The sequence below is a fragment of the Ruegeria jejuensis genome (assembly GCF_041537905.1).
GTDB lineage: Bacteria > Pseudomonadota > Alphaproteobacteria > Rhodobacterales > Rhodobacteraceae > Ruegeria_C.
On record NZ_JBGRUO010000013.1, the window covers coordinates 1 to 26,481 of the forward strand.

General features: G+C 61.5%; 29 protein-coding genes. 10 read left to right on the forward strand and 19 right to left on the reverse strand.

Annotation, left to right across the window (positions count from 1 at the left end; all coding sequences use genetic code 11):
• The coding region (locus tag AB1E34_RS15205) for a transposase (RefSeq protein WP_372573319.1) at window positions 1-133 on the forward strand (133 nt) is incomplete at its 5' end.
• A gap of 48 nt (window positions 134-181) precedes the next feature.
• On the opposite strand, the gene AB1E34_RS15210 is transcribed toward AB1E34_RS15205, so the two are convergent.
• Together AB1E34_RS15210 and AB1E34_RS15215 are read right to left on the reverse strand one after the other, a co-directional pair.
• Complete coding sequence (locus tag AB1E34_RS15210) at window positions 182-451, reverse strand: hypothetical protein (RefSeq protein WP_372573193.1); 270 nt, start codon at window positions 449-451, stop codon at window positions 182-184.
• A gap of 156 nt (window positions 452-607) precedes the next feature.
• Entirely contained in the window at window positions 608-1,231 is a 624-nt protein-coding gene (locus AB1E34_RS15215) for a DnaJ domain-containing protein (protein WP_372573194.1), read from the reverse strand.
• 105 nt (window positions 1,232-1,336) lie between these two features.
• Between AB1E34_RS15215 and AB1E34_RS15220 the strand changes: the two genes are divergently transcribed.
• Window positions 1,337-1,591 (forward strand): BolA family protein, encoded by a 255-nt coding sequence (locus AB1E34_RS15220; RefSeq protein WP_372573195.1) that lies wholly within the window; start codon window positions 1,337-1,339, stop codon window positions 1,589-1,591.
• Between the two features lie 19 nt (window positions 1,592-1,610).
• On the opposite strand, the gene AB1E34_RS15225 is transcribed toward AB1E34_RS15220, so the two are convergent.
• Window positions 1,611-2,087 carry a DUF4177 domain-containing protein gene (locus AB1E34_RS15225; RefSeq protein ID WP_372573196.1) on the reverse strand — a complete coding sequence of 159 codons (477 nt, stop codon included), beginning with the start codon at window positions 2,085-2,087 and terminating at the stop codon, window positions 1,611-1,613.
• A 224-nt stretch (window positions 2,088-2,311) separates the two neighbouring features.
• Here AB1E34_RS15225 and AB1E34_RS15230 point away from each other — a divergent pair, with 224 nt between their 5' ends.
• The gene (locus AB1E34_RS15230; protein WP_372573197.1) at window positions 2,312-2,629 is read left to right on the forward strand and encodes a hypothetical protein; all 318 of its coding nucleotides are present in this window, start codon (window positions 2,312-2,314) and stop codon (window positions 2,627-2,629) included.
• Between the two features lie 25 nt (window positions 2,630-2,654).
• Here AB1E34_RS15230 and AB1E34_RS15235 read toward each other — a convergent pair whose 3' ends face one another.
• The 6 genes from AB1E34_RS15235 to pepN form a co-directional block, all read right to left on the reverse strand.
• Window positions 2,655-3,629, reverse strand: a complete 975-nt coding sequence (locus tag AB1E34_RS15235) for a hypothetical protein (protein WP_372573198.1) — start codon at window positions 3,627-3,629, stop codon at window positions 2,655-2,657.
• Window positions 3,630-3,644: 15 nt separating this feature from the next.
• The gene (gene gatB, locus AB1E34_RS15240; protein ID WP_372573199.1) at window positions 3,645-5,156 is read right to left on the reverse strand and encodes an Asp-tRNA(Asn)/Glu-tRNA(Gln) amidotransferase subunit GatB; all 1,512 of its coding nucleotides are present in this window, start codon (window positions 5,154-5,156) and stop codon (window positions 3,645-3,647) included.
• A gap of 77 nt (window positions 5,157-5,233) precedes the next feature.
• Entirely contained in the window at window positions 5,234-6,505 is a 1,272-nt protein-coding gene (locus AB1E34_RS15245) for a hypothetical protein (RefSeq protein ID WP_372573200.1), read from the reverse strand.
• 139 nt (window positions 6,506-6,644) lie between these two features.
• Window positions 6,645-7,073 (reverse strand): hypothetical protein, encoded by a 429-nt coding sequence (locus tag AB1E34_RS15250; RefSeq protein WP_372573201.1) that lies wholly within the window; start codon window positions 7,071-7,073, stop codon window positions 6,645-6,647.
• Window positions 7,073-7,813 (reverse strand): SDR family oxidoreductase, encoded by a 741-nt coding sequence (locus AB1E34_RS15255; protein ID WP_372573202.1) that lies wholly within the window; start codon window positions 7,811-7,813, stop codon window positions 7,073-7,075. Before AB1E34_RS15255 ends, AB1E34_RS15250 begins: the two co-directional genes overlap by 1 nt.
• A 3-nt stretch (window positions 7,814-7,816) precedes the next feature.
• On the reverse strand, window positions 7,817-10,369 hold the full coding sequence (gene pepN, locus AB1E34_RS15260; RefSeq protein WP_372573203.1) for an aminopeptidase N: 2,553 nt from the start codon (window positions 10,367-10,369) through the stop codon (window positions 7,817-7,819).
• Window positions 10,370-10,559: 190 nt separating this feature from the next.
• On the opposite strand from pepN, the gene AB1E34_RS15265 reads away from it, so the two are divergent.
• Window positions 10,560-12,701 (forward strand): malate synthase G, encoded by a 2,142-nt coding sequence (locus AB1E34_RS15265; protein WP_372573204.1) that lies wholly within the window; start codon window positions 10,560-10,562, stop codon window positions 12,699-12,701.
• 77 nt (window positions 12,702-12,778) lie between these two features.
• Window positions 12,779-13,204: a GlcG/HbpS family heme-binding protein gene (locus AB1E34_RS15270; RefSeq protein ID WP_372573205.1), complete on the forward strand. Its 426-nt coding sequence runs from the start codon at window positions 12,779-12,781 to the stop codon at window positions 13,202-13,204.
• A gap of 117 nt (window positions 13,205-13,321) precedes the next feature.
• Here the strand turns inward: AB1E34_RS15270 and AB1E34_RS15275 are convergent, their stop codons facing one another.
• The gene (locus tag AB1E34_RS15275; protein WP_372573206.1) at window positions 13,322-13,576 is read right to left on the reverse strand and encodes a RidA family protein; all 255 of its coding nucleotides are present in this window, start codon (window positions 13,574-13,576) and stop codon (window positions 13,322-13,324) included.
• Between the two features lie 225 nt (window positions 13,577-13,801).
• Between AB1E34_RS15275 and AB1E34_RS15280 the strand changes: the two genes are divergently transcribed.
• Window positions 13,802-14,581 (forward strand): gamma-glutamyl-gamma-aminobutyrate hydrolase family protein, encoded by a 780-nt coding sequence (locus AB1E34_RS15280; protein ID WP_372573207.1) that lies wholly within the window; start codon window positions 13,802-13,804, stop codon window positions 14,579-14,581.
• A 29-nt stretch (window positions 14,582-14,610) separates the two neighbouring features.
• On the opposite strand, the gene AB1E34_RS15285 is transcribed toward AB1E34_RS15280, so the two are convergent.
• The 4 genes from AB1E34_RS15285 to AB1E34_RS15300 all read right to left on the reverse strand — a co-directional run bounded on the left by AB1E34_RS15285 (window position 14,611) and on the right by AB1E34_RS15300 (window position 19,142).
• On the reverse strand, window positions 14,611-16,674 hold the full coding sequence (locus AB1E34_RS15285) for a Hint domain-containing protein (protein WP_372573208.1): 2,064 nt from the start codon (window positions 16,672-16,674) through the stop codon (window positions 14,611-14,613).
• A 189-nt stretch (window positions 16,675-16,863) separates the two neighbouring features.
• Window positions 16,864-17,613, reverse strand: coding sequence for a dienelactone hydrolase family protein (locus AB1E34_RS15290; RefSeq protein WP_372573209.1), 750 nt, complete (start codon window positions 17,611-17,613; stop codon window positions 16,864-16,866).
• A gap of 48 nt (window positions 17,614-17,661) precedes the next feature.
• Window positions 17,662-18,285 (reverse strand): HD domain-containing protein, encoded by a 624-nt coding sequence (locus tag AB1E34_RS15295; protein WP_372573210.1) that lies wholly within the window; start codon window positions 18,283-18,285, stop codon window positions 17,662-17,664.
• Window positions 18,282-19,142 (reverse strand): phytanoyl-CoA dioxygenase family protein, encoded by an 861-nt coding sequence (locus AB1E34_RS15300; protein ID WP_372573211.1) that lies wholly within the window; start codon window positions 19,140-19,142, stop codon window positions 18,282-18,284. Before AB1E34_RS15300 ends, AB1E34_RS15295 begins: the two co-directional genes overlap by 4 nt.
• A gap of 343 nt (window positions 19,143-19,485) precedes the next feature.
• On the opposite strand from AB1E34_RS15300, the gene AB1E34_RS15305 reads away from it, so the two are divergent.
• Window positions 19,486-20,562, forward strand: coding sequence for a T6SS phospholipase effector Tle1-like catalytic domain-containing protein (locus AB1E34_RS15305; protein ID WP_372573320.1), 1,077 nt, complete (start codon window positions 19,486-19,488; stop codon window positions 20,560-20,562).
• Window positions 20,563-20,700: 138 nt separating this feature from the next.
• Here the strand turns inward: AB1E34_RS15305 and AB1E34_RS15310 are convergent, their stop codons facing one another.
• From AB1E34_RS15310 to metF, 3 genes are all read right to left on the reverse strand, one after another.
• A complete protein-coding gene (locus AB1E34_RS15310; RefSeq protein ID WP_372573212.1) occupies window positions 20,701-21,546 on the reverse strand; it encodes a hypothetical protein in 846 nt (281 codons plus the stop codon).
• 298 nt (window positions 21,547-21,844) lie between these two features.
• Complete coding sequence (locus tag AB1E34_RS15315) at window positions 21,845-22,330, reverse strand: PaaI family thioesterase (RefSeq protein ID WP_372573213.1); 486 nt, start codon at window positions 22,328-22,330, stop codon at window positions 21,845-21,847.
• A gap of 59 nt (window positions 22,331-22,389) precedes the next feature.
• Entirely contained in the window at window positions 22,390-23,256 is an 867-nt protein-coding gene (metF, locus tag AB1E34_RS15320; RefSeq protein ID WP_372573214.1) for a methylenetetrahydrofolate reductase [NAD(P)H], read from the reverse strand.
• 89 nt (window positions 23,257-23,345) lie between these two features.
• Between metF and AB1E34_RS15325 the strand changes: the two genes are divergently transcribed.
• The 3 genes from AB1E34_RS15325 (at window position 23,346) to AB1E34_RS15335 (ending at window position 25,336) form a co-directional block, all read left to right on the forward strand.
• Complete coding sequence (locus AB1E34_RS15325) at window positions 23,346-23,540, forward strand: YqaE/Pmp3 family membrane protein (RefSeq protein ID WP_372573215.1); 195 nt, start codon at window positions 23,346-23,348, stop codon at window positions 23,538-23,540.
• A 6-nt stretch (window positions 23,541-23,546) separates the two neighbouring features.
• Window positions 23,547-24,452, forward strand: a complete 906-nt coding sequence (locus tag AB1E34_RS15330) for a LysR family transcriptional regulator (RefSeq protein ID WP_372573216.1) — start codon at window positions 23,547-23,549, stop codon at window positions 24,450-24,452.
• 92 nt (window positions 24,453-24,544) lie between these two features.
• Window positions 24,545-25,336, forward strand: coding sequence for an inositol monophosphatase family protein (locus tag AB1E34_RS15335; RefSeq protein ID WP_372573217.1), 792 nt, complete (start codon window positions 24,545-24,547; stop codon window positions 25,334-25,336).
• Window positions 25,337-25,341: 5 nt separating this feature from the next.
• Here AB1E34_RS15335 and AB1E34_RS15340 read toward each other — a convergent pair whose 3' ends face one another.
• Window positions 25,342-25,707 (reverse strand): GFA family protein, encoded by a 366-nt coding sequence (locus AB1E34_RS15340; RefSeq protein ID WP_372573218.1) that lies wholly within the window; start codon window positions 25,705-25,707, stop codon window positions 25,342-25,344.
• Window positions 25,704-26,447 (reverse strand): rhomboid family intramembrane serine protease, encoded by a 744-nt coding sequence (locus AB1E34_RS15345; protein ID WP_372573219.1) that lies wholly within the window; start codon window positions 26,445-26,447, stop codon window positions 25,704-25,706. Before AB1E34_RS15345 ends, AB1E34_RS15340 begins: the two co-directional genes overlap by 4 nt.
• Window positions 26,448-26,481: the final 34 nt, after the last annotated feature.

The window sequence follows — 26,481 nt, forward strand, 5'->3', positions numbered from 1 at the left end:
CCGCAAGCGCTATTGGGGACGCCGGTTCTGGGGGCGAGGGTATTTCTCAACGACCAACGGCGCCATCACCGAAGACGTCGTGTTGCAATACCTCGAAAACCACATCGCCGATCCTACCGACGTCAGTCGGTAGTCGTTCAGTTGGGCGGACTCTATACAAAGCTGGAGGAGATTCAGGGGCTCAGGTCAGGCGCGCCGCCGTCAATAGGTCACGGACCTCGGGTTTTTCCGTCAATTTCATGCGACCCTCCGGTCGGTTCTGGATCCCCTCCATCCAGCCATCTTCGGTCAGGCATGAACAAATCGAGCCCGGGTAACCCGTCGAAGGGGGAATGCACCATTGGCCGCTCGGCAGAATACAGGCCCCGATCGGATAGGATTGGGCATTGAGCGACGCGCCAGTAGAAATCAAAAGGCCAAGAAAAATGGCCAGACACAAAACAGTTTTCATCAGGAGACCTCTGGAAAAGAGACCTTGTAAATACAGGGTAAATTACCGAAAGTTGCGTGCCTTGGCAAGTTTCCACCTAAATGCGAACCCACACACCCCATCGCGCCCGGCCCGGAGGGCACGGACGGATCAAGTCCGAGGCGTCACAAAATGTGCTTACTTGAAGTTGCGGCTGTCCTTGATCTGGTCCCAGGCCCAGACCACTTCCTGCAGCTGTTCTTCCTGACTGCGATCGCCGCCATTCATGTCCGGGTGCAGCACCTTGATCAGCTTCTTGTAGGCCTTGCGCACGTCGGCTTTGCTCCAGTGATCCTGCGCTTCCAGGATTTCCACCGCGCGGCGTTCGGTGGGCGGCAGGCGCTTGGTTCCGGTTGAGCCGCGACCGGGATTCTGGGTGGCATTGGCCCCCAGCACCTGATGCGGGTCCTCGATGCCCAGCCGTGCCCAGGCCTTGGCCTCGGGGTCGCCCATGGGGCGTGTCTTGCGTTCCCAGACCTTGTCCTTGGACATCTGGGCGTTCAACTCGGCCTCGGTGGTGCCGTCGAAGAAATTCCATTTCTGGTTATATTCGCGCACATGCTGCTGGCAGAACCAGAAGAAATCATCCAGCACATCCGGCGCCTTGGGGGCGCGGAACTTGCCGGCCTCCTGACACCCTTCATGATCGCACAGGCGCACCGATGTCTCGGACGCGCCGGACATGCCACGCCGACCGCGCGGGTTTTTCTTCTTGGCAGAAGAGACGGACATGTCGAAACCAAACGGATCGGATTTGGACATCAGGGGCACCTTTCGAACACGGCTTCACGACTCGGAGGCAGCAGTTTAATCCAAGTGACGGAAGATAGAAGAGGGGGCGGCAATTATTTTGCCGACTGGCGAAAGATGACCATAACCGACGAAATCCGCAACAGCCTGCAACAGGCGTTTTCCCCGCGAGAGCTGGAGGTGGTCGATGACAGCGAAAGCCATCGCGGCCATGCGGGCTATCGCGAAGGCGGGCAGTCGCATTTCAACGTGCGCATCCGGGCCGACGCCTTTGCCGGTCAGTCCCGCATCGCCCGTCACCGGGCTGTGCATGCCGCTTTGGGCGACCTCGTCGGGCGCATCCATGCGCTGGCGCTCGATATCGACGCCTGACGCAAAGCCCTGAGGCGGCTCAGCTTTCTGATGACCCGCCCTTATCGCCTTGGACCGGAGGCTGGGCCACCAGCGGCGGCGTGCGCGCGCCCGCGTCACTCTCGGTGCGGTTCAGTGGCGGGTCGTTGACCTCTTCGGCGATCGGGGCAGGGGCGCGGGTATCCTCGGGGCCGGGGATCGGGCGGGCAATCGGGATGCCATCGGCGTCATGTTTCGGGGCCTCCAGCGGCTGAGCCACCAACACCGCGCGTTCGTCATCGGCGTCCAGCAGACGGCGAAAGATCAGGACATTGCGCCAATTGGTGGTTGACCCGGTCAGACCGGATTTCTCCTCGCTGGGCAGCAGTTCCGCTCGCTGATACTCCCATCCCTCCGCGGCCTGCAGGTTCAACAGTTCTTCTAGGGACAGCGCAAACCGCCCCTCGGGCGTCTTGATGCCTTTTGCCTTGGTGCCCTTTGCGGGGGCGGGGACAACTTTGTACTCGTAGCGGGCCATCATATTCTCCGGTTGCCGGAGCGGTGTAACAAGATTGCCCCCGCACGAAAAGTCCTGCCGTTGCGCAGGGCCGCCAAAGCCCCGGCTTCCGCCCGTCGCGGGATGGGATGCGCAAAACACCGCCCGCAGCAGCGCCCGACCCGCAACAGGTGATTTTTCGCCGGTTTGCGCCTAAACAGGAACAGGGTCGACCGGACCCGGATTATCAGAAAGACATGCTTATCATGAATTATACCCCCTTCGCCGCCGCCCTCCTGATCGCAACGCTGCCCGGTTGTGACACCAGCCCCTCCTCCGGCTCCGCAAGCTACGGCCCGCCCGAAACCTCGGGCCTGGTCACCGCAGGGCCCTACCCGGATGCCAATGGTGTCTGTCAGGTGATCGGAGAAAACGACCTGACCGGCGAATATCTCGGCGACGCCTCGGTACTTGTCGGTTGCCCGGTGGTGGAGACCGTTCTGATCGAAGAGCGCCTTGACGAAGGTGCAACACAGGTCGACACGATCGGCGAATGGGTTCTGCTGATGGTGCCGACGGGGTGAAGGTTTACGGGATACCCGATTGACCTCAGGAAGCCTTTCCTAGGATTTTCAGGATCCGCTGTTCGGCAGATTGAACTGCCCGCCCGAACAGGTCTGTCACCTCGATCCGGCGAACGGGTAGGTGCTCGGGGGCTTTAAGCCTAAACCCCAGTGTGTTGCCGACCTCTGCCCTTGCTTGAGCATATTGTGCGATCTCTTTGCGGCTGAACCCGGGGGCCTGGTATTTTTTGCCGGGCAAGGCCATGATGCGGGCCACCTCTTTGGGGTTCCTCTCCGGATTGCCCAACGGAAACTGCCGGTTATAGTCGAACAGAGCCTCAACCGCTGCGTCAGAGATCGATTGGTTCGCAATAACCTCCTCGCCGCCCAGTTCAGTGAGCGTCGGCAGGCCGAAGGTTGACAAAAAAGTATCGCAAATACCGGACTGAATGGCGTCTTCGAAGCGAATAAAGGTGGTGTTGTCAGGCCCGAACGCGTCGGCAACTCGCAAGGGCATTTCTCGGATGCGCCTGAGCGCGAGGGTGAAGTCGGTGGGCTCTGTTGCGATTCCGGACTTAGCCATCTCTTGGCTGTTGGACGAGATCCAGCTATCGAGTTCGCGGTAGAAAAAGACGGCTTTCACAGTGCCGTAGGGAGTCAGGAAGCCCCTCAATGCCTGCAATTCCGAAGGTTGAAGCATTGACAGCCGTTCGCTTGATATAATGATCGTCTGTCCTTGGCATCGGGTCAGCCGGGTGCGCAAATCGGCCAAGGTTTGCTGATCGCGCAGCCGGATCTGCTCGGCGTTCAGCTTTGACTGCTTGTTCCAAAAGAAACGCATAGGGTCGGTCAGGAAGGCGGAGTAGAGGTTCCGGTAAGGCCCGCCGTGACCGAGAAATCGGATGCCACCTGCTCTGAGCAAAGGTCGGTGTTTGGCGAAGTTCTTTTGCAATGAGGTCGAGCCGGTTTTGTGAATGCCCACATGGAGCAGGATCGTCGTCCTTTCAGGGGTCAAATCCACCCGGGCCACCCTGGTTTACGCTCCCAGCTTTTGCGCCACCAACTGGTTCACTGCCTTGGGGTTGGCCTTGCCGCCGGTGGCTTTCATCACCTGACCCACAAACCAGCCCGCCAGTTTCGGGTTCACCTTGGCTTTTTCCACCTGCGCGGGGTTGGCGGCGATGATTTCGTCCAGGGCGGCCTCGATGGCGCCGGTATCGGTCACCTGCTTCATTCCGCGATCCTCGACGATTCGAGCGGGATCGCCGCCTTCGGTATAAACGATCTCGAACAGGTCCTTGGCGATCTTGCCCGAGATGGCGTCCGAGGCGATCAGGTCGATGATGCCACCCAGTTGCGCGGGTGACACGGGCGAGTCGGTGATCTCGTGATCTTCTTTCTTCAGACGCCCGAACAACTCGTTGATGACCCAGTTCGCGGCCAGCTTGCCGCTGCGGCCCTTCGCTACCTCTTCGAAATAGGCCGCCGATTCCACCTCGGCCGTCAGCACCGAGGCATCATAATCGGTCAGGCCGAAGTCGCCGATGAAGCGGGCTTTTTTCTCGTCCGGCAACTCGGGCAGTTTCGCGGCGATATCGTCGACCCAGGCCTGCTCGATCTCCAGCGGCAGCAGGTCGGGATCGGGGAAGTAGCGGTAATCATGGGCCTCTTCCTTGGACCGCATGGACCGCGTCTCGCCCTTGTCGGGATCATAGAGCCGGGTTTCCTGATCGACCGTGCCGCCGCCCTCGACAATGGCGATCTGACGGCGGGCCTCGACCTCGATGGCCTGCTGGATGAACCGCATAGAGTTCATGTTCTTGATCTCGCAGCGCGTGCCGAGATGGCTGAAATCCTGCGTTTCCTGATACTTCTCATAGGCACCCGGCAGGCAGATCGAGACGTTCACATCGGCCCGCAGGTTGCCGTTCTGCATGTTGCCATCACAGGTGCCCAGATAGCGCATGATCTGGCGCAGCTTGGCGATATAGGCGGCGGCCTCTTCGGGGCCACGGATATCGGGGCGGCTGACGATTTCCATCAGGCAGACACCGGTGCGGTTGAGGTCCACGAAGGACATATTGGGGTCCATGTCGTGGATCGACTTGCCTGCGTCCTGTTCCATATGGATACGCTCGATCCGCACCAGGCGCGCGGTGCCGTCGCCCATCTCGACCAGCACTTCGCCCTCGCCCACGATGGGGTGGTAGAGCTGGGAAATCTGGTAGCCCTGCGGCAGGTCGGGGTAGAAATAGTTCTTGCGGTCAAAGGCCGATTTCAGGTTGATCCCGGCCTTCAGCCCCAGCCCGGTGCGCACCGCCTGTTCGACGCAGTATTCGTTGATCACCGGCAGCATGCCCGGCATCGCCGCGTCCACAAAGGCCACGTTCGAGTTTGGCTCTGCTCCGAATTGCGTCGAGGCACCCGAGAACAGCTTGGCGTTGGACGAGACCTGCGCATGGACTTCCATCCCGATCACCAGTTCCCAATCGTGCTTGGCTCCGGCAATGGTTTTGACTTTGGGCGTGTCGTAGGTCAGGTCCAGCATGGGTGCGCCTTTTGTCCGCATCAGGTTCGACCCGCCTTCTAGGCCCGGCTCGGGTCATGGGCAAGAGGCAATGCGGTTCAGACAGCCTCCAGCCGCAGCCCGTCGGGGGTGAAGGTGACCCGCTGGCCCTGGCGGATTTCATCTTCGAACCGCGTCGAGAGGCAGCGCAGCGCATCCGCCCGCCCGCGCGAGGCAAACTGCCGGGGCGAGCGTATATGTAGATTGTTCACGAACCGGTCCGAGGCATGGGCCCAGACCATCGGGTGGATCTCGGTCAGGTGGTCGCGGATCAGCCAGTCGGCGGCGGCCGCGATCCGGGCGCGATTATCGCGACCCGGATCGTTCCCACCGGCCCCACCGGGCAGAGCAACACAGCAATAGGCGGTCAGCAGGTTGACCATCTCCTGATCGGGGCGGGCGCGCAGGATGTCGCGCAGCCCGTCCAGAAAGAAGGCGACATCCACCCGCGCGCAGGCCCCCGCATCCAGCGCGATGGCGTCGAAATAGACCCAGGCATAGCCACCGGTTCCCCACATGAACTGGGTCCGCGCGGCGGTCCGGCGAGCCTCAAGCTCCAGCGCGGCATAGCTGCCGAACCAGCGCGGCAGCATATGATTGCCAAGCGCGCGCATGTGACGGGGGTTTTCCGGGGCCAGATCGATCAGCGTCTCATAGTCGTCAGCAACGGACATGGCGCTATCGGATCCGCCCGCGCGCGCGGCACAGCGGGCCGCCAGCAGGGCCGGGCTTTGCAGGGTTGCGCCGCAATGGCGCGACAGCAGCGTTCTGGCGCGGTCGAAATGGGCATTGGCGCGCTTTTCATGACGGGCAGGGGTGGCTTCGGGCCAGCCTTCGCCGCGCCAGACCCAGCCCAGATCGATATGGGTCAGCGCCACCACCAGCGCGATCATCGGGTCGCCCTTGTGTTCCTGCAAGGCGGCCTCGAACCCCATCACCCCGTCCAGCAGCAGCCTTTCATCCCGCCCTCTTGGCGAGGTCAGCGCTTGCGCGACCGTTTCGACCACATCTGCGCGGGCCCCGAAACCCAATAGGTCAACCGAAGGTAACCCGCCTTGCGTGCTGTCGCGCTGCGCTTCGGCTTTGCGCATCTCCTGCGCCAGTTCAGACCAGCGCTCCTGCCGGACGAGAAACCGGCCCCGCTCGCGGATCAGGTCAGCCTCGCATTCTTCCAGAGCGCGCTCGTTCACCGGGATATTCAGCCGGTCCTCGGCGACAAGGGCCGCAGGCACACTCAGCCGCCTGACACGCGGGCGTTCGGGCGCTTGCGTCTGCCGTCGCGGCAGCAGCGATCCCAGCCGATATGCGATCGGTGCAATTCGTTTTAACATTCTCTGTCCTGCTCGCGCCTTCTCGTTCCTGAGGCTTAAACTGCAGGTGGTTTGAGGCACAAACGTGGCCCGGACGGGACCGGGCGGGACAGGTTTTGGGGTATTCTAAGGGTGCCGTTCCGGCCTCGGCATCAATCGGTCAAAAGATCGCGAAATGATGCCGTTCCACGCGCAATCCGGCCTGTTTCAGGCGGCTCTCAAAATCGCGATGCGGCGGCAGGCATTCATGGGGCAGGCGCAGTTTGCGGTCGTTTTGCAGGATCAGCGTGACCCGCACCGACAGGTCCCAGCGGGTATCAAAGCGCACGCTCTTGATGTCATCAAGGGGCACTTCTTGTGTCAGCGTGCCGGTGAACCAGCACAAGTCCTGCGCGCTCAGGGTCAGCCCCGCGCGCCGGTCGGTGAAGAACTCGTAAACGGCGGGCAGAGTGCAGAGCACGGCAATTGCAGCGATCCACCAGACCAGATCGATGGCAACAACCCCTGCCAGCAGCAGAACATAGATTGCGCCCAGAATGGCCAGCGCGCGCCAGCTGCGGCTGCGGTGGTGATACTGAAACTCTTCCATCACCGCCCACCCGTGACATCGAGCGTGGTGCCGGTGATGTAGGAGGCCTTGTCCGAGAGCAGGAACAGGATCGCCTCGGCCACATCCGCCACCGTGCCCGCGCGTTTGAGCGGTAGGGATGCGCCGATACGATGCGCACGGCCCGGATCTCCGCCCTTGGCGTGTATCTCGGTATCGATAAAACCGGGCCGGACGGCGTTGATGCGGATGCCGTCCCCGGCCATCTCATCGGCAAAGCCTTTGGTGAAGGTGTCGATGGCGGCCTTGGAGGCGGCGTAATCGACATATTCATTGGCCGATCCCAACCGCGCCGCGCCCGAGGACAGGTTGACCACCGCACCACCCTGTCCATGGGCCTGCATCCGCTTGACTGCTGTGCTGGCCACCAGGATCGCGCCGATCACGTTGGTATCGAAGATGCGCCGCAGCCGGGCGTGGGTCACCTCGGTCATGCGGATATGCAGATCGACAATGCCAGCGTTGTTCACCAGCGCGTCAAGCCGGGGAAAGGTTGCGTCGAGCGTGGCAAATATCTGCTCGATCTGCGCCGGGTCGCTGACATCTCCGGGGCAGAGCACCACCGCGGCACCCGCCGCGCGCGCCGTCTCGGCAACGGCTGCGGCGCCCGCATGGTCCTGCCGGTAGTTCAGCGCCAGATCATAGCCCCGCGCAGCCGCCAGCCGGGCGGTCTCGGCCCCGATCCCGGCGCTGGCCCCGGTGATGAGCAGCGTGCGGCGCATCGCTCAGGCGTCCAGAATGCGGCTGATCATTTCAGTTGTGTCGCGCGACAGGTCGGGTGTGGCGGCGATGCGCTCAAGCTGCACCCGGATCGACGCCTGCCGGTCGGCATCATAGCGTTTCCAGGTCTGGAAGGCCGAGCACATCCGCGCCGTGGTCTGCGGGTTCACCGGATCAAGCCGGATCAGCCAGTCCGCCAGCAGCGCGTAGGATTTGCCATCCGTATAGTGGAAGCCGGCATGGTTCATTGCCAGCGGGCCAAGAACCGAGCGGAAGCGATTGGGGGTCTTCCAGTGGAAATCAGGATGTTCGGTCAGCTTCTGCGCCACGGCACAGCTCTGGTCAGGATTGGCCAGCGAGACCTGCAGGCCGAACCATTTGTCGATCACCAGCCGGTCATCCTGCCATTGGCTGTAGAAACCGGCCAGTTCCGCCGCGCCTTTGCCCGCGCGCAGCAGCGCGCCAAGCGAGGACAGTTGCAGCGTCATATTATCAGCGCGCGCATATTCGCTGGCCGCCAACTCGCCGCCGTCAAGGCGGGTGGTCATGGCCAGAACAACCGCGCCCAGCGACCGTTTGCCCGATTGCTCGGCATCAGGCCTGTAGCTGGCATCGACGCGCATCTGGCTGTGCAGGCGCGGCAGCAGGTCCTGGGCATGCTGCGCCATGGCCTGTTTCAGCGTCTCGCTCGCCGTCCAGATCGCCATCGGATCAGGGATTAAGCCACGATCGGCCAGTGCGCCCGCCAGTTCCGACTGCGTTGGCAGCCCGGCCATCAGCGAACGATAGGCCGGATCAAGCGCGTCGTCGCGCAGCACGCTGAGCACGCCGTCCAGATAGTCGGCGCCGGGGGATTTGCCGTCGGTGATCATGTCGAGCAGCGTCTGGGTGGCCAGTGTGCGGCCGGCGCTCCAGCGGTTGAAGGGGTCGGTGTCATGGGCCAGCAGGAAGGCCTGCTCTGACCGGCTGACATCATGGTCCAGAATGACCGGCGCGGAGAATTCGCGCAGGATCGAGGCCGTGGGTTTCGCGGCGAGACCGTCAAAGGTGAAGCTCTGCCGCGCCTCGGTCAGTTCCAGCGTCTGGGTCTCGTGCACCTCGTCGCCATTGGGGCCAAGCAGACCCACGGCGACAGGGATGTGCATCGGCTGCTTGCCCACCTGACCGGGGGTGTCGGGGATATTCTGCGACAGAGTGAGAGAATAGGTGCCGTCCGCCCAGCCCTCCTCGACCTTCACGCGCGGCGTGCCCGCCTGCGAGTACCAGAGCTTGAACTGGCTCAGGTCGCGCCCGGTCACATCCTCGAACACTTTCAGCCAGTCCTCGATGGTGCAGGCCTGCCCGTCATGGCGCGCGAAATAGAGATCCAGCGCCTCGGCATAAGCCTGATCGCCCGCCAGCCGCTTGAGCATGCCGATCACCTCGGCGCCTTTCTCATAGACGGTGGCGGTGTAGAAATTGTTGATCTCCTGAAAGCTCTCGGGTCGCACCGGGTGGGCCAGCGGCCCGTTATCCTCGGGGAATTGCCGCGCGCGCAGGTCGATCACATCGCCGATGCGTTTCACCGGCGCGCTGCGCACATCGGAGGTAAACTGCGCGTCGCGGAACACGGTCAGGCCCTCTTTCAGGCAGAGCTGGAACCAGTCGCGGCAGGTGATGCGGTTGCCAGTCCAGTTGTGGAAGTACTCATGGGCGATGATCGCCTCGATGCGTTCGAAATTGCCATCGGTCGCGGTTTCGGGGCTGGCCAGAACAGCCGATGAGTTGAAGACATTCAGCCCCTTGTTCTCCATCGCGCCCATGTTGAAATCGTCCACCGCGACGATGTTGAACACGTCGAGGTCGTATTCGCGGCCATAGACATCCTCGTCCCATTTCATCGACTTTTTCAGCGCCTCCATCCCGAAGGCGCATTTGCCCTCATCGCCGGGGCGGACATAGAGGTTCAGATCAACCTCGCGGCCCGAGACGGTGGTGAAGTGATCGGAATGGGCGACCAGATCGCCCGCCACCAGCGCGAAGAGGTAGGCGGGTTTGGGCCAGGGATCGTGCCATTCGGCGAAACCTTCGCCCTGATCAACCGGGTTGCCGTTTGACAGCAGCACCGGCAGGTCGCCATTCACCCGCACGGTGAAGGTGGACATGACATCGGGGCGGTCCGGGTAATAGGTGATCTTGCGAAAGCCTTCTGCCTCGCATTGGGTGCAATACATGCCGTTCGACATATACAGCCCTTCGAGCGCGGTGTTGTTGGCCGGGTCGATCTCGACCTCGGCCTCGAAGGTGAACTCCCCCTCGGGCACTTCGCAGGTCAGGCCGGTCTCGGTCAGCGTCGGTGTGATCTCAGCGCCGTCAATGCTGGCGCGGATCAGCTTCAACTGTTCGCCATGTAGGAAGAACTCGCGGTTTTCAGCGTCGGGTTTCGCGGCGAAACGGATTCGGCTGGTCACCCGTGTGGCGTTCGGAGCAAGATCGAAGATCAGGTTAACCTCGCGCACGTCGAAGCCGAACGGGGTGTAATCCTTGAGGTAGATCGTCTGAGGTGCTGCGTCTCGCATGATAGGCTCCCTTGGCGTGGTCTAGACAGATGTATCGCAGGCAGGCAGGGGCGCAAGCGGATTGAGACAGGCGATCCGGCGGGTCGGCTTTGTATCTGCGAAAGTTCCCGATTGCATTCGCCCGTTGCCTATCGGAAACTCATTCTTTAAATCAAGGTGGATAGAAAATATTACCAATCGGAGGGCGGCAATGAGCGCGCGGGTCGAGAAGGACGGATTGCAGGTTGCAACCGAATATGCGGAGTTCATTGAGCAAGAGGCGCTGCCGGGCACGGGCGTGACGGCAGATACGTTTTGGACCGGGCTGAGCCGGTTGGCGCATGAGTTCGGGCTGGAGAACCGCGCCTTGCTGCAAAAGCGTGAGGATCTCCAGCAGCAGATCGATGCCTGGCATATCGCCCATCGAGACGCGCCGCATGACGCCGAAGCCTATAAGGCATTTCTGACCGATATCGGCTATCTGCTGCCGGAAGGCGAGGATTTCGAGATCGACACCGCCAATGTCGATCCCGAGATCGCGCAGGTTCCAGGGCCGCAGCTGGTGGTGCCGATCACCAATGCGCGCTATGCGCTGAACGCCGCGAATGCGCGGTGGGGCTCGCTCTATGACGGGTTCTATGGCACCGATGCGATGGGTTCGCCTGCGCCCTCGGGCGGGTATGATAGGGGCAGGGGCGCGCGGGTTGTGGCGCGGGCGCGGGTGTTTCTGGATGAGGCGTTTCCGATCAACGGCACCAGCCACGCGGATGTGCGCCGCTACCATGTGCGCGATGGCGCGCTGCTGATCGATGATCAGCCACTGATGCAGCCGGAAAAATTCATCGGCTTTCGCGGCAATCCCAAAGCGCCGGATGCGGTTCTGCTGCGCAACAACGGGTTGCATGTGGAACTGGTCTTTGACCGCGCGCATCCCATTGGCAGCCGCGATCAGGCCGGGCTGGCCGATGTGCTGCTGGAAAGCGCGATGTCCGCGATCATGGATTGCGAGGATTCCGTCGCTTGTGTCGATGCCGAGGACAAGGTGCTGGCCTATTCCAACTGGCTGGGGCTGATGAAGGGCGATCTGGAGACCTCGTTCAAGAAGGGCGGCAAGACGGTCAGCCGGGCGCTGAATGCGGATCGCGCGTTTACCGGCCCGGATGGCGCGTCGGTGGTCCTGAAAGGCCGGGCGCTGCTCTGGGTGCGCAATGTCGGCCACCTTATGACCAACCCGGCGGTGCTGGACCGTGACGGGGGCGAGATTTTTGAGGGGCTGTTGGACGGGCTCACCACCACACTGATCGCCATGCATGACCTGCAGCGCGAAAGCGGCAATTCGGTGCATGGCTCGGTCTATATCGTGAAGCCGAAGATGCACGGGCCGGAAGAGGTGGCATTTGCCGATCGGATTTTCGACGCGGTCGAGGACATCCTGAGCCTGCCGCGCCACACCGTGAAGATCGGTGTCATGGATGAGGAACGCCGCACCAGCGCCAATCTCAAGGAATGCATCCGCGCGGCGAAATCGCGGGTGGCCTTCATCAATACCGGCTTTCTGGATCGGACCGGTGACGAGATCCATACCTCGATGGAGGCAGGCCCCTTCAGCCGCAAGGATTTCATCAAACGCAAGGGCTGGATCGGGGCCTATGAGACCCAGAACGTGGATATCGGGCTGGAATGCGGATTGCAGGGCCGGGCGCAGATCGGCAAGGGCATGTGGGCCATGCCCGATCTGATGGCAGCAATGCTGGAGCAGAAGATCGAGCATCCCAAAGCGGGCGCGACCTGCGCCTGGGTGCCCAGCCCGACGGCTGCGACCCTGCATGCGCTGCACTATCACAAGGTCGATGTGATGGCGGTGCAGCGGCGCCTGCGCGCAGGCGGACGGCGCGCACATCTGGATGGGCTCTTGGACATTCCGCTGGCCGCCTTCCGCAAATGGACGCCGGAGCAGATCACCCGCGAGGTCGAGAACAATGCGCAAGGCATTCTGGGCTATGTGGTGCGCTGGGTCGATCACGGCGTGGGCTGTTCCAAGGTGCCGGATCTGAACGATATCGGCCTGATGGAGGACCGCGCCACCTGTCGCATCTCGGCCCAGCATATCGCGAACTGGCTGCATCACGGTGTGGTGGATGCCCAGCAGGTCATGGCCAGCCTGCGCAAGATGGCCGAGGTGGTGGACCGCCAGAACGCCGATGACCCGGACTATACGGCGATGGCGCCGGGATTTGACGGCATCGCCTTTCAGGCCGCTTGCGATCTTGTGTTCAAGGGCCGGGTGCAGCCGTCGGGCTATACCGAGCCGGTGCTGCATGCGCGGCGGTTGGAACTTAAGGCCAGCGGCTGAGAGAGGACAAGCGCGCGGGGCTGTCTGCCCCTCGCGCTCCCCGAGGATATTTACAGTCAGATGAAAGGCATCATGTCATGGCATTGTCACTGAGGCGCGCGCGCACGATTATTCGCAAGACCTTGGAGAAGGGGCGTGAGATGGAGCTGAAGCCGCTATCGGTCGTGGTGCTGGATGCGGGCGGGCATGTGCAAGCTTTCGAGCGTGAGGATGGCGCGGCACCGGGGCGTTTTGCGATCGCGCATGGCAAGGCCTATGGTGCGGTGATGCTGGGTATGGCGGGCACCGCACAGATGCAGCGCGCCGAAGGGCAGGCCTATTTCATGGCCGCTGTGAACGGTGTCTATGGCGGGCAGGTTGTGCCGGTACCGGGCGGCGTGCTGATCCGCGACAAGAAGGGCGCGGTGATCGCAGCAGTTGGCGTCACGGGTGACAGTTCGGATAACGACGCGGCAGCAGCTCTTGCGGCGATCGAAGCGGTTGGGTTAACCGGAGAGATCTGACCCGCCGTGCTGGCATTGGGATTTAGAGTAGTTTTGCTGTCACCACGATCTCGATGAGGCACCCTTCGTCAAGATCGACGCCGATACAGGCGCGTTGCGGCCGGTTCTGCTCAGCTCCTATCCAGTCGATCCAGATGCTGTCCATGGCCGGTTTTGCGTGATGTCGCTGAGATAGATTGTTGCCTGAAGCAAGCCCGGTTTTCCGCTGCCCGCCTTGCTCAGAACACGCTCCAGCGCGTCGAGCGTGTTTCTGGTCTGCTCAAGGATGCCGCTTGCCCCTTGCGGGTCCGTTGCCACCGCGTAGACAAGCCCGTCCGACACGACGGCCTCGCACCGGCCCAGACCCTCATAGGGAAATCGCTTTGGTGTCATTGGTTTCTCCATCTTCAGGCACGCATTGTGACACGCCACTTCGATGGATGACACCGGCCCTTCGAGCGACGCAGTTCATATATTGGGCTCGGTTGTCCGAATGTGCGTCATTGATGTGCAAGGTTCCACAATTGCCTGCGCCATGACGCAGGGTGTGCATTGTTGCGAAGCTCACAGGGCGGTAATACTGTGAATCGAAACGCGAAACCCAGTGCAGGAGCATCCATGGCCCGTCCGGTCGTTGGCATAATCGGCAATTCCTATCTGATGAACGATCAGTATCCGACCCATGCGGGCGGGACGATGAATTCAGATGCGGTGGCCAATGTGGCGGAATGCATGCCCCTTTTGATCCCGTCGGACCCGCGCTTTGTCACGGTCGAGGAATTGCTGGAGGTCTGCGACGGCTTTGTGCTGACCGGCGGGCGGCCCAATGTGCACCCGGCCGAATATGGCGAGGCGGAAACTGCCGCGCATGGTGAGTTCGACCGGGCGCGCGATGCGATCGTGCTGCCTTTGGTGCGGGCCTGTGTCGCGCGGGGGCAGCCGTTTTTTGGCATCTGCCGGGGCTTTCAAGAGGTCAATGTCGCCATGGGCGGCACGCTCTACCCTGAAATCCGCGATCTGCCGGGGCGGATGAACCACCGGATGCCGCCCGATGGCACGCTGGAAGAGAAATTTGCGCTGCGCCATGTTGTGACGATGCGCGAGGGCGGGGTGTTCCACAAGGTTCTGGGCACGCGCGAGGTGATGACGAACTCGTTGCACGGGCAGGGGATCAAGACACCGGGCGAGCGGATCGTGATCGACGGCACCGCCTCGGATGGCACGCCTGAGGCGATCTATATCGAAGACGCGCCGGGCTTTACTCTGTCGGTGCAATGGCATCCGGAATGGAACCCGGGCAGCGATCCGGTGTCGCGACCGCTCTTTCAGGCGTTCGGCGCGGCGGTGCGGGATTGGTCGGCATCACGGCGCGGGATGGGATATCAGAAATCCGCTTGAGCGGGGTGGATAATCGTCCAGCCTTCGCCTCACGCCGCCAGCAGTCGTGCCTCATGGGCTTTCAGACAGGCGCGCGCGGTGTCACCAAAGCTGCCAGCATGACTGCGCAGCGTCGGGAAAAGCTCGAACATTTCGTGGCGGCTCTGGTCGCTGAGCGCCGTGAGCGCGGTGTCGCCGGGATAGAAGCTCTCGGTGGCGGCGCCATTGGCATAGATCACCTCGTGCCGGTCCAGCATGAGGTGGAGATAGGTCACCTCCTCAGTCTCGACCTGCCGCACAGCGGGATGATCCAGCAAATGGGTGGCGGCGACCAGAACTTCGCTTTCGCCAAACAGCATCTGCGCCCGCGCTCCGGACCAGAGCAGCCGATGTTGGGGGGAGACCAGCAGATTGGCGGTGGCCCCGGGCAGCAGCGTTGCGTTCAGTTCGATGGGCGCAAAACGACCCCGGCCGGGCACGCTGCGGCGGCCCATCCAGCGCAGCGGTTGCAGGCCATTGTCGCGGGTGAGGATCAGGTCGCCCGGTGACAGATCCTCGACCTTGCGGGGGCCTTGCGCGGTGGTGATCACGGTGCCGGGGGTGAAGCAGATGATATTCTCGATATTCGAGAAACTGACCAGCGTGCCATCCAGCAGTTCAACCGTACCGGCCTTTTCATCCGCGGTATCGGTGGTGAGGTTCAGCGTGGATTTGTCGGCCAGCCCGTTCAGGTTCAGCGTGTCGCCACCTATCTCGCCACCTTCGCCGCCGGTGATGGTGATCGCGGCGCTGCCTGCCTCGCCCAGATCGGTGAGCACAAACAGGTCGTCGCCATCGCCGCCCGTTGCGGTGTCACCTTCGGCTACGTTGAGCGTGTCGTTGCCGCTGCCGCCTTGCAGGTCGTCGGCCTCAGTGCCACCGGACAGGACGTCATCGCCGCCGCCACCGACCAGCGTATCGCTGCCCGCGCCGCCGTCCAGATCATCATTGCCGTCGGGATTGGGGATCGTGTCGAAAAAGACATCGCTCAGGTTGATGCCCTGGGTGCCATTCAGCGCGTTGCCGTAAGAGATCTGGATCTGCGCAACCGGGCCCGCGATCTCGACCAGGACCGAGCCGGTGGCGTCGTCGGGATCTTCAAGCGCATCGCCGGCGGTCACGGTATTGCCGCTGACCACATCGGTGTTGGCACCGTTTGGCGTAGCGGTCAGGGTCACCGGGACCGGGTCACCATTGGCGTCGAACGCCTCGACCGTCACCACATCGCGGTGATTGCCGCCGAAGAAGTCGATGTCGTTGATGCGGAAGGTGACGTTTTCCACCTCGCCCTGCACATCCGCATCCGCAGCGGCGGCGAAATCGATACTGGTGGTCGAGGTGTCCCCATCGCCATTGCCGAAAAGGGCAAGCGAGGAATCGTCATCAAAGCTCTCGCCGCTCGCCACATATTGCTGATCATCGCTTTCGACCGTGAAGGTCGGGTTGTTGTTGCCGTCATTGGCAAAGCTGACGCTGACGTCGATATCGCCGGTATTCTGGGTGAAACCGGCGCTGATATCGGCCTCGTCCGCGCCTTCGGCAATCCAGCTGAGCGATTCCGTGCCGCCGGTCTGGCCATCGCCATAGATCTCGTCCTCACTCGCGCCGCCAAAGACCGTGTCATTGCCCGAGCCGCCAAAGATCGTGTCGTCACCCGCCAGGCTGCTGATCTCGTCATCGCCAGCGAAGCCGTGGACCAGATCGGCGTCATTGACCGCATCATTGATCTGATCGCCATCAGCGTCGGTATAGGTGTCGTCGATCGTGTCATCGCCATCGGTCCCTTCAACGCTTGTTGAGGGCTCATAAGCGGGCGGGTCGAGTGTGACGGCGGTGGTGATCGTGGTGACGGGGCCAAGATCGGGAACGAAATAGACATTGCCGTCCTGGGCCAGGAAATACTCGCCCGGTTCCGTTTCATCGACGTAATTGGTGGTCAGGTAGGTGCCGGTAAAGGTCCATTCCCCCGCCCCAAGTGATTGGTCGGTGACAAAGCTTGTCAGCGGATCCGAGATGCCGTCCCCATTGGACAGCGCCAGGTCCGCCCCCAGCGTGACCAGATACCCGTCAGGCATCCTCTCTCCCCTCTCTGCGCCCTGCAAAAATATGCGCGGCGCGGCCTTCTTAGCGCAGTAAATGCGCCCCCAGGGCCAAGTCCTATTGTGCGGATATGGCCAAAACAGGCAGCGATTCAGACGGATTTTGGGAGTTTTTGGTGAATTCTGCCTTAATGCTTTCAGGAAATGGCAGGCAGTGGCGGGCGATCAGCTTGGCGGTTGCGTTGTGAGCGCTGCAAAGCGCTCGGCAAAATAGGCCTCGACCCGCTGATAGGCCGGGTCATGGAAATCCAGCGTCAGCAGCGAGTGATCCTTGCCGGAATACTGCTCTGTGAGCAGGTCATCCCCGAACGCCCTTTTCAGTGCCTGCATATGCCGCTTGGTCGCGATACGGTCACCTTCAAAGCGCAAGGCAAGGCCGGGACCCGAGGCCGCCATGCCCGCTCGCGCCGCGTCGATGTCCTGCTGGCTCATGTGCAGGTGGTCGCCGCCCAGCATCGGCAAGGCGGGCTGCGAGGCAACCCCGCCCAGGACGGCCTCTTCCGCCATCAGGGTCAGTGCGAAGCTGCCCGTGAGGCACATGCCGATCACGCCGATCCCTTCGGCGTTTTCGCGGTCGCGGATGTCACGGGCGAGGGCACGCATCCAGCCTGCGATAGGGCTCTGGCGGCCTCTGGCGAAGATGTTGAACTCGCGCCGGACGCAGAACAGACGGGCGGTGATGCGCAGGGGTGTGAGTTTACCGAAGGTGCCCAGTAGATGCGGCAGGTAGATGGTGAAGCCCGCCGCAACCAGTCGGTCGGCCAGTGACAGCGTCTCGGGCCCGATGCCGGGCATTTCCTGCAGCAGCAGGATTGGCGGGCCGCTTCCCTTGACATAGACGTCATGCGTGGCCTTCTCACCGGTCGAGAGCGGTGCCGAGAAGGTATAGCGGGTGTCATGCGGCCAGTTGGACATGATGACGAGTGTAACAGGGCCGCGCAGATATCCAAGCGCCCGGCGGGCTTAAGCGGCCCTTCCTTTGGCAATCTCGGGGTTGGTCAGGGGCTCGCGATGGCCGGGGCGGATCACCTCGGCATCGTAAGGTTTGCGGTCAAACACCTCGCGAACCATGGGCGCGAAGAAGTCCAGTGGCAGGGTGTCATAGTCGGGATCGAATGAGGCTTGGTCCCAGCGCTCGCAAAACGCGGCATTGTCGTCGAAACACGGATGGCCGCGATGGCGCTCGCGCTTGTTCTGGTCGAAGCCCTCCAGATGGTGCCCGTAATAGAGCATCTGGAAGTCACCATGGGTCTGGACCACCCAGGCGCATTGCTCGCGCACGAAAGGCCTGAGGATCGTGGCGGCGTATTCGTCGTGATTGTAGGGCGCATAGATATCGCCAATATCGTGCAGCAGGGCTGAGACGACCCAGTCGGTATCGGCCCCGTCGCGCCAGGCGCGGGTGGCTGATTGCAGTGAATGGCCCAGCCGGGTGACCTGATAGCCCGACAGGCTTTCGTCCAGTTCGACCAATGCCTTGAGCAGCCGGTCGGCGGTATGTCTGGTGTGGTCGATCTCATGCGCGGTGAGGAATTCGTACTCTTCCCGCGTGCCGTCTTTCATCTGGGTGAACTTGACCTGTTTCATCCGGCATAGACCCCTTTCATTTCCTTGGCTCCGGCCATCTTTGCGGCAAGCTCGGCCTTCATCACCTCTTCGTAGAGCGCCATGGAGCGTGGCGCGAACAGGGATTCGGGCGGGGCCATCAAGGTGAAATTGCCATGCCGGTCTGCCCCGCGCGCCAGCATGGCGTAATCGCGGTCGGCCACCTGCTGGGCAATATCGGGTCGGCAATAGCGGATCACCAGACCGATCCGGCGGTCATCGGACCTGTTGGCGCCAGAGCCATGGATGGTCAGCCCGTGATGCAGCGACATCTGGCCCGGCTGCAACTCGATGGCGACCTTGTCTTCATCAGCGACATCCACTTTGATCTCCTGCCCGCGGCTGAGAAGGTTGGTGTCGCTGAAGGTGTCTTCATGCGGCAGGATCGGGTTCTTGTGGCTGCCCGCGACGAAATCCATGCAGCCCGAGGCGGTCGTGGCGGGCGACAGTGCCAGCCAGGCAGTGACCAGCCCGTCGATCTCGCCCAGCCCCCAATAGGTCAGGTCCTGATGCATGGTGACCATATGCCGGGTCCGGGGTTCCTTGATGAAGAACTCCACCGCATAGATCAGGATATCGGGGCCGAGAATAGGCTCGACCGCATCCAGTATCCTGGGGTCCATCGCAACCTGATAGGCCATGGGCATCACACAATGGGCGTTGATCTTTTTGTAGGTGTTGAGCGGGCGGGGCAGGTCGCTATCGGTCCAGTCGCGCTCGATCTGCTCAAGTTCCGCGCGCCATTCTGCAGCCTCCTGCGGCTTCATCACAGTCAGCGGGAACAGGAACCCATCCCGCCAATAGGCCTCTGCAGTCTGGTTTGATTGTGCCTGTGTCATGAGCTGGTCCTCCACCCGCTGCGGTTCTGGCATGGCACCACTGTCGTATCGAGTCTGAGGGGATGTCCACGCCAACTCCGACATCGACGATGTCGCATCCGAAGCCCTGGCGACGGGTGTCGTCCGCGCCCGGATATCGCCGTATTTGCGCCCGATCTGGCGGTTAGGCTGTGCTGCAAGGTTACAACGACTCACGGCAACGTGGCTTATGTGTATCTTGTCGCAGACGGCCCCGGTGCCCATGGTTTAATATACCATGACATTTTCCCCGCACGGGTGAGGGGCCACCGATGCGGTTCTGGAAGGAGAGTTTTGCCCCAGAGTGTTGGAGAACGGGTGCGATATGGGTTTCTCGGGTCTGAGTAGAAAATTGTTGGGATGGCTTGGGAAGCCCCTGCGCTCCGAGCACTCTGCCGAATCCGCACATCGCGAGCCCAAGGTGCATGTCATCATTCTGGATGGCACCATGTCGACGCTTGAACCCGGTCACGAGACCCATGCGGGCATGACCTATCGCCTGCTATGCGAGATGGGCGGGCAGGTTTCGGTTTTCTATGAATCCGGCGTGCAGTGGCAAAGCTGGCGCAGAACCACGGATGTGTTGGTGGGTCGCGGGATCAACCGGCAGATTCGGCGCGCATACGGCTATCTCGCCTCGCGCTACAAGCCCGGCGACAAGATCTTTCTGATGGGATATTCGCGGGGGGCTTATGGTGTACGCAGCCTTGCGGGTGTGCTGGACATGGTCGGGCTGCTCAAGGCCGAACACGCGACCGAGCGCAATATCAGGCAGGCGTACCGGCATTATGAATGCAATCCGCATGGCACTCACGCGGCGGATTTTGTGCGCGCCTTTTGCCATGACGAGGTGCCGATCGAGATGATCGGGGTCTGGGATACGGTCAAAGCGCTAGGCTTGCGCCTGCCGCTGCTCTGGCGCTGGGCTGAGGCGCGCCACGCCTTTCACAACCATCAACTGGGTCCCAATGTGCGGCACGGCTATCACGCGCTGGCGCTGGATGAGACGCGCGAAGTATTCGAGCCGGTGCTGTGGAAATGTGACCCCAGTTTTGAGGGGCATGTGGAACAGGTCTGGTTCCGCGGCTCACATGGCGATGTCGGCGGCCAGCTAGGCAGGTTCGAGGCGGCGCGCCCGCTTTCGAATATCTCGCTGCTCTGGATGCTGGATCATGCCAAGGCGCACGGCCTGCCGCTGCCGCAGGGCTGGCGCATGCGGTTTGCCACCGATGCTGCCGCTCCGTCAGCGGGGACCTGGCGCGGTTGGGGCAAGATATTCCTGCTACGCGGCAGGCGCCGGATTGGTCAGGACCCGTCGGAGCGGTTGCACGAATCGATCCCGCGCGAGGTTCTGGAAAACGCCGGAGAGGCTCTGTCGCTGCAATCTCATCTGGCCAACTGAGAGCCGTCCTCGGTATATGGCCTCACGGTTTTTTTGCTTCTGTCCGCGAGCTAGTTGAATTCTGGGGTGATCCGCCCCGAAAACAGCCGTCCGCGCGCCAGGCAGAAAGTGGCAGGTGTGAGCCCAAACCTACCAAGGCTAAAGCGGGAGAAAGCTATCAGTGGGCAGTCGCTCTGGCGCGGACTGGTCGGAATATGGGTTCCAGTCTCGGATCACTTCGTAGAGATGGCGAAATCCACCTTGGATTGCGCACCGTTGGCTTGGTGCAAGAGAACTGTAAGAAATCCGATGGGACTTCCAACGGAAGTCAGCGTTGGCTCGGCAGTCATTATCGGCAATAGCGTTGATTAGCACTAGCGCAGTGCAGCCAACAAAACCGGGGTTTTCGTCGCCATGAGACACCAATTCGACCACCTCAGCAGGAAACCAGGTTTCTCCGGGTGGATAGATACAGTCGCCGGTTTCTAACAACTCATTTAGAGCTCTCAGGTGCGTTTTGACATCTTCACCATAATCGGCGTTCGCGATCCACTCTCGCTCTTCTTCTGTTAACGACTTCGCTAACTGAAGAAGCGGACGGACAACATCATGAACAGGTTTTGTAGTGCAGTCAGGGATACTTGGCCTCACCTTATCAGATACTAAGGAATACTTACGCCCTTGATCCAAGCCGTTCATTATCGCAGCCCGAGTTGGAGCATCTGCCCGTTGGTAACGTGTAGCGAATGCGTCCCACTCCCATTCAAAATCACTACCGCGTTCAGAGTTCTCGAAGCGATCAAGCAAAAGAACGCAGGTCGCGCCGAGGAATTCGGGATCACTCTCTGCGGAAGCTACTCTCAAGTGTACTTCGCGGTAGACCTCCGAAGTCAGTTCAAGTTGCCAGTGTGGTACACATCCAGAAATTGAGTGTCGCAACGCTTTTAGCAGGCTAGGTTCGAGAGATGAAGCGAGGGAAGAATGTTCAAGGTGCTTGATCGCCACTCTCCGCAAGTCAATGATTGCTTGAAGTTTTCGAAAAGACATTTGGTATGGTTGCAATCTCAAAGAAGCCAGTCATTGATGACTCTAGTGCAGATCACGCCTCAACTTCAACGGCAGCATAGTCCGCATCGCCGACGTTGGATTTGTGGTTTGCCTAGGGCTGCTTTTGTTTCGTTTGAATTGCGAGCGAAGAGACCTGACAGCAGGCCAAGCCAGAGCTTCATTCAGCGCCCCTTCGAAGGCAAATGAATATGTTGGCAAGTGTTTAAGCGTCGGGTCGTCCGGCAATGGACTGGTCTCAGCCCCTTGGTAGCGACAGCACGATGCAGGTGGTGGAGCCTGTCGCGTAAAGCCGTCCATCTTCGACGCCACGTATCTCTCCACGTGCCACGCCGGTGGAGCGGCCGACATGTTCGGCGAGCCCCTCGCATTCGATCTCGGTGCCCAGCGGGATCGCGCGAATGATGTTGATCTTGTATTCCAGCGTCGTATAGGCCGCGCCCGCGGGCACCCGAGTTTGCACCGCGCAGGCCATGGCACTGTCCAGCAGCGTGCCGTACCAGCCGCCATGCACGGTGCCCAGCGGGTTGCAGACGTCGAAGGTCGGGGTCCCCCGAAAGCAGACCCGCCCTTCTTCGGCCGTATGCATCTGATAGCCCAGTGTCTTGCCGATAGGAGGCGCGGGCAGGCGACCGTCGAGAATGCCGCGGATGAAGTCCAGCCCTGACATCGTGGCGAGATCAGAAGGGCTGAGTAACTCGTTTGGTCCGTCAGCGTAGAACATGCCACCTCCTGCCGTGATGATGTGTTCACGTTAGGCAGAAAAGATCGCCTGGCAAGGCGTTACGCGACGTTCTGCAAGTCCACCTGCGGTACGATCCCCAGCGCGAAGCAGACATCGCGGGTCAGTTCGGGGCGGTTGAGCGTGTAGAAATGCAGCTTGTCGACGCCGCCATCGATCAGGTTCGAGCAAAGTTCGGTGCAGACCGCGGTGGCCAGCAGGTCCTCGCGCCCGTCGCGGGTGGCCTTTTCGAACGCATTGATCAGCCAGTCGGGGACATGCGCGCCGCAGCGTTTGGCGAAACTCTGCACGCCGGACCAGTTTTCGATCGGCAGGATGCCGGGTGTGATCGGCGCGTCGATCCCGGCCTTTTCGCAGGCATCGCGGAAGCGGAAGAAGGTCTCGGCATCAAAGAAGAACTGGGTCAGCGCCTCGGTTGCGCCCGCGTCGATCTTGGCTTTGAGCCAGTCGATGTCGTTCTGCGCATCTTTCGCTTCGGGATGCAGGTCGGGATAAGCGCCGACGCGGATGTTGAATTTGCCCATATCCGCCAGCGCCGCGATCAACTCGACCGAACTGGCGAAGCCTTCGGGATGGGCGCGGAACGGGCCTGCGCCCTTGGGCGGGTCGCCGCGCAGGGCGACGATGTCGGTTACCCCGGCCTCGGCATAGTCATGGGCGATTTTCAGGGTCTCGTCGCGGGTGGCGTTCACGCAGGTCAGATGCGCGGCCACGCTCAGGCCCGAGTTCTTGTGCAGGGTCGCCACCGCGTCGCGGGTCAGATCGCGGGTGGTGCCACCCGCACCATAAGTCACGGAAACAAAGCGCGGATCAAGCGGTGCCAGCGTCTGAACCGTATCCCACAGCCGAAACGAGGCCTCCAGCGATTGCGGCGGGAAGAATTCGAAGGAGATATCGGGCGTGCTCATGACGGGTGTCCTCAATAGATTTCCCCTCTTGTCGCACATGCAGCATTGTGAAACAATTTCATAACACTCAAGTATAACATGAGGTGAACATGAGGTTGATCCTGGCGATACTGCTGCCCTTTTCCGTGTTCTTCACGATCAGGCGGCCCTGGCAGGGGTTGTTCTGCCTGATCTTGCAGCTGACGCTGATCGGCTGGATTCCGGCGGCGATCTGGGCGGTTTATTCGCTCAGCCAATATAAGACCGAGCGCAAGATCGAAGACAGTCTCGGGCGCAGGAACTGACCTGACATGCATATCGAATTTCGCCATTTGCGCACCATCAAGGCCATTCATGAATATGGCGGTCTGGCGCGCGCGGCTGATCAGTTGAACATCACGCAATCGGCGCTGAGCCACCAGATCAAGGGGCTTGAAGATCAGGCCGGGGTCGAGCTGTTCGTGCGCCGCTCGAAACCGATGCGGCTGTCACCGGCAGGCCAACGGCTACTGCGGCTGGCCGAACAGGTCTTGCCGCAAGTCGAGGCGACGTTGTCCGAATTTTCCTCACTGCGCGACGGGCGCTCGGGGCGGATGCATATCGCGATCGAATGCCATGCCTGTTTCGAATGGCTGTTCCCGGTGCTGGAGGGGTTCCGCAAGAGCTGGCCGGATGTGGATGTCGATATCCGCCCCGGTCTTGCCTTCGACGCGCTGCCGGCGCTGCAGAAAGAGGATGTCGATCTGGTCGTCTCCTCTGATCCCGAAGAATTGCCGGGTGTGGAGTTCGTGGAACTCTTTGACTACAATGCCGTTTTCGTGGCGGCTGCGTCGCATCCGCTGGCATCGAAACCTTATGTCGATGCCGAGGATTTTCGCGGCCAGACCCTGATCACCTATCCGGTAGAACGTTCACGGCTGGATGTGTTCAGCCAGTTGCTGATCCCGGCCAAGGTGGAACCCGCGGCCATCCGGCAGGTGGAACTGACGGCGGTGATCCTATTGCTGGTGGCATCGAACCGGGGCATCTCGGTGCTGCCCGATTGGGTGGTGCGCGAGGTGAAATACAGCTCTGATTATGTGACACGACCCCTGACGGAGACCGGCATCACACGGCGTCTTTATGCGGCAATCCGGTCGGAGGATATGGAGAAGCCCTTCGTGCGCGAACTGGTCGATCTGGCTCGGGTCGAGGCGCGCAAGCTGCAAAGCCAGTGACCGGCGCAGGGCCGCTATGCAAAAGCGCCACTTGGCAAGGCATTGGGGCCGCTATATACGCGCGCACTAACCCGGACAGGAGCCTTTGACCAATGAATGGCAGCGCGAATCTCAACATCATGATCAAGGCTGCCCGCAAGGCGGGCCGGTCGCTCGTCAAGGATTTCCGCGAGGTGGAGAACCTGCAGGTCTCGTCCAAGGCTGCGGGCGACTTCGTGTCCAAGGCCGATCTGTCCTCCGAGGCGATCATCAAGGAAGAGTTGCGCAACGCGCGCGCCACCTATGGCTGGATCGCCGAAGAGGGCGGCGCCGAGGATGGCGAGGACCCGACGCGCCGCTGGCTGGTTGATCCGCTGGACGGGACCACCAACTTCTTGCACGGCATGCCGCATTGGGCCGTTTCCATCGCGCTGGAACACAAGGGCCAGATCGTATCGGCGGTGGTGTTCGACCCCGCCAAGGACGAGATGTTCGTGGCCGAGAAGGGTTCGGGTGCGTGGTTGAACGAAAGCCGCATCCGGGTGTCCTCGCGCAGCCGCATGATCGAGTCGGTCTTTGCCACCGGTCTGCCTTTCGGGGCGCGCTCGGGCGATCTGCCCGAGACGTTGCAGGATCTGGCGCGCATCTTGCCGGTGACCGCAGGCGTACGTCGCTGGGGCTCTGCCGCGCTGGATCTGGCCTATGTCGCGGCGGGCCGCTACGAGGGCTATTGGGAGCGCAGCCTGCAGCAATGGGACATCGCCGCCGGTATCCTTCTGGTACGCGAAGCGGGCGGTCTGGTCGAGGCGGTGAACCCCGAGCAGAAGCTTCTGGAAAGCGGCGATGTGCTTTGCGCCAATGAGCCGATCTTCAACCAGTTCGCCAAGGTGATCCGCAACACCTGATCCGCCTAGCGGTCGGATGGATGGTTCACACCATCCGTCCAGGGGATGTCCCCGTGAGTGCGGGGATTGCCACCTTCGATGCAGCCCAGATTGACACCGCATTCGCGCGGGTCGGCGCGGCGGCGATGATGCGTGTAGATGCCGCAGGTCTTGCAGAAGTAATGCTTGGCGGTGTGGGTTCCCCAAGAATAGAGCGTCAGATTATCTTCGCCTTTCAGAATCTTGAGGGACGCGGTTAAAGCAGTCACTGCCGCCGCGCCCCGGCGCAGGCAAAAGGAGCAGTCGCAGCGCGTGGCTGAGGCGAGCCCTTCGGGAAACTCGGCCTCGATCTCCACGGCGCCGCAATGGCAGGTGGCTTTCAGTACGGTCATTTGCGAGGCACTTTCGGAATGCGGCTGGGGCTGAACGAGTATTCATGCTCGGGATGTGGCGGATGGCCGTGGGTCTTGCGCCAGAAGGCAGGCCCGCCCAGTTTCAGCCAGAGCGGAATGCTCAGCACCAGCCCGACAAAGAAACCGCCGGTATGAGCCCAATAGGCCACCCCGCCCTCATCTGGGTTCGCGCTGAGCCCGCCGATGAACTGCATCCCCAGCCAGACGCCCAGCATCACATAGGCGGGAATGGCGAAGACTCGGAAATAGATGATCAGGATCAGCAGGATATCGACGCGGGCCTTCGGAAACAGCAGCAGATAGCCGCCCATCACGCCTGCAATGGCACCGGATGCCCCCACCATCGGCACGATTGAGCCGGGCGCGCCCAGCACATGCAGAAATGCCGCGCCAATGCCGCTGGCCAGATAGAAGATCAGGAAGCCCAGATGCCCCATCTCATCTTCCATATTGTCCCCGAATATCCAAAGGAACAGCAGGTTTCCCGCCAGATGCAGCCAGCCGCCATGCATGAACATCGAGGTCACATAGGTATAAAGCGCCACACCATCCGAGGCGCGTGCCGGGATCAGCGCATAGTCGAAGAAGATGCGGTTGATTTGACGGGGGTCGTCCATGACGCCGACATAACTGAGGAAGAAGAGCAGATTGGCTGCCATCAGCGCATAGACGACGTAAGGCGTGCGCCCGGACGGGTTGTGGTCGCGAATGGGTAACATGGCGCGACGCTGGGCTGAAACCGGCCCAGCGTCA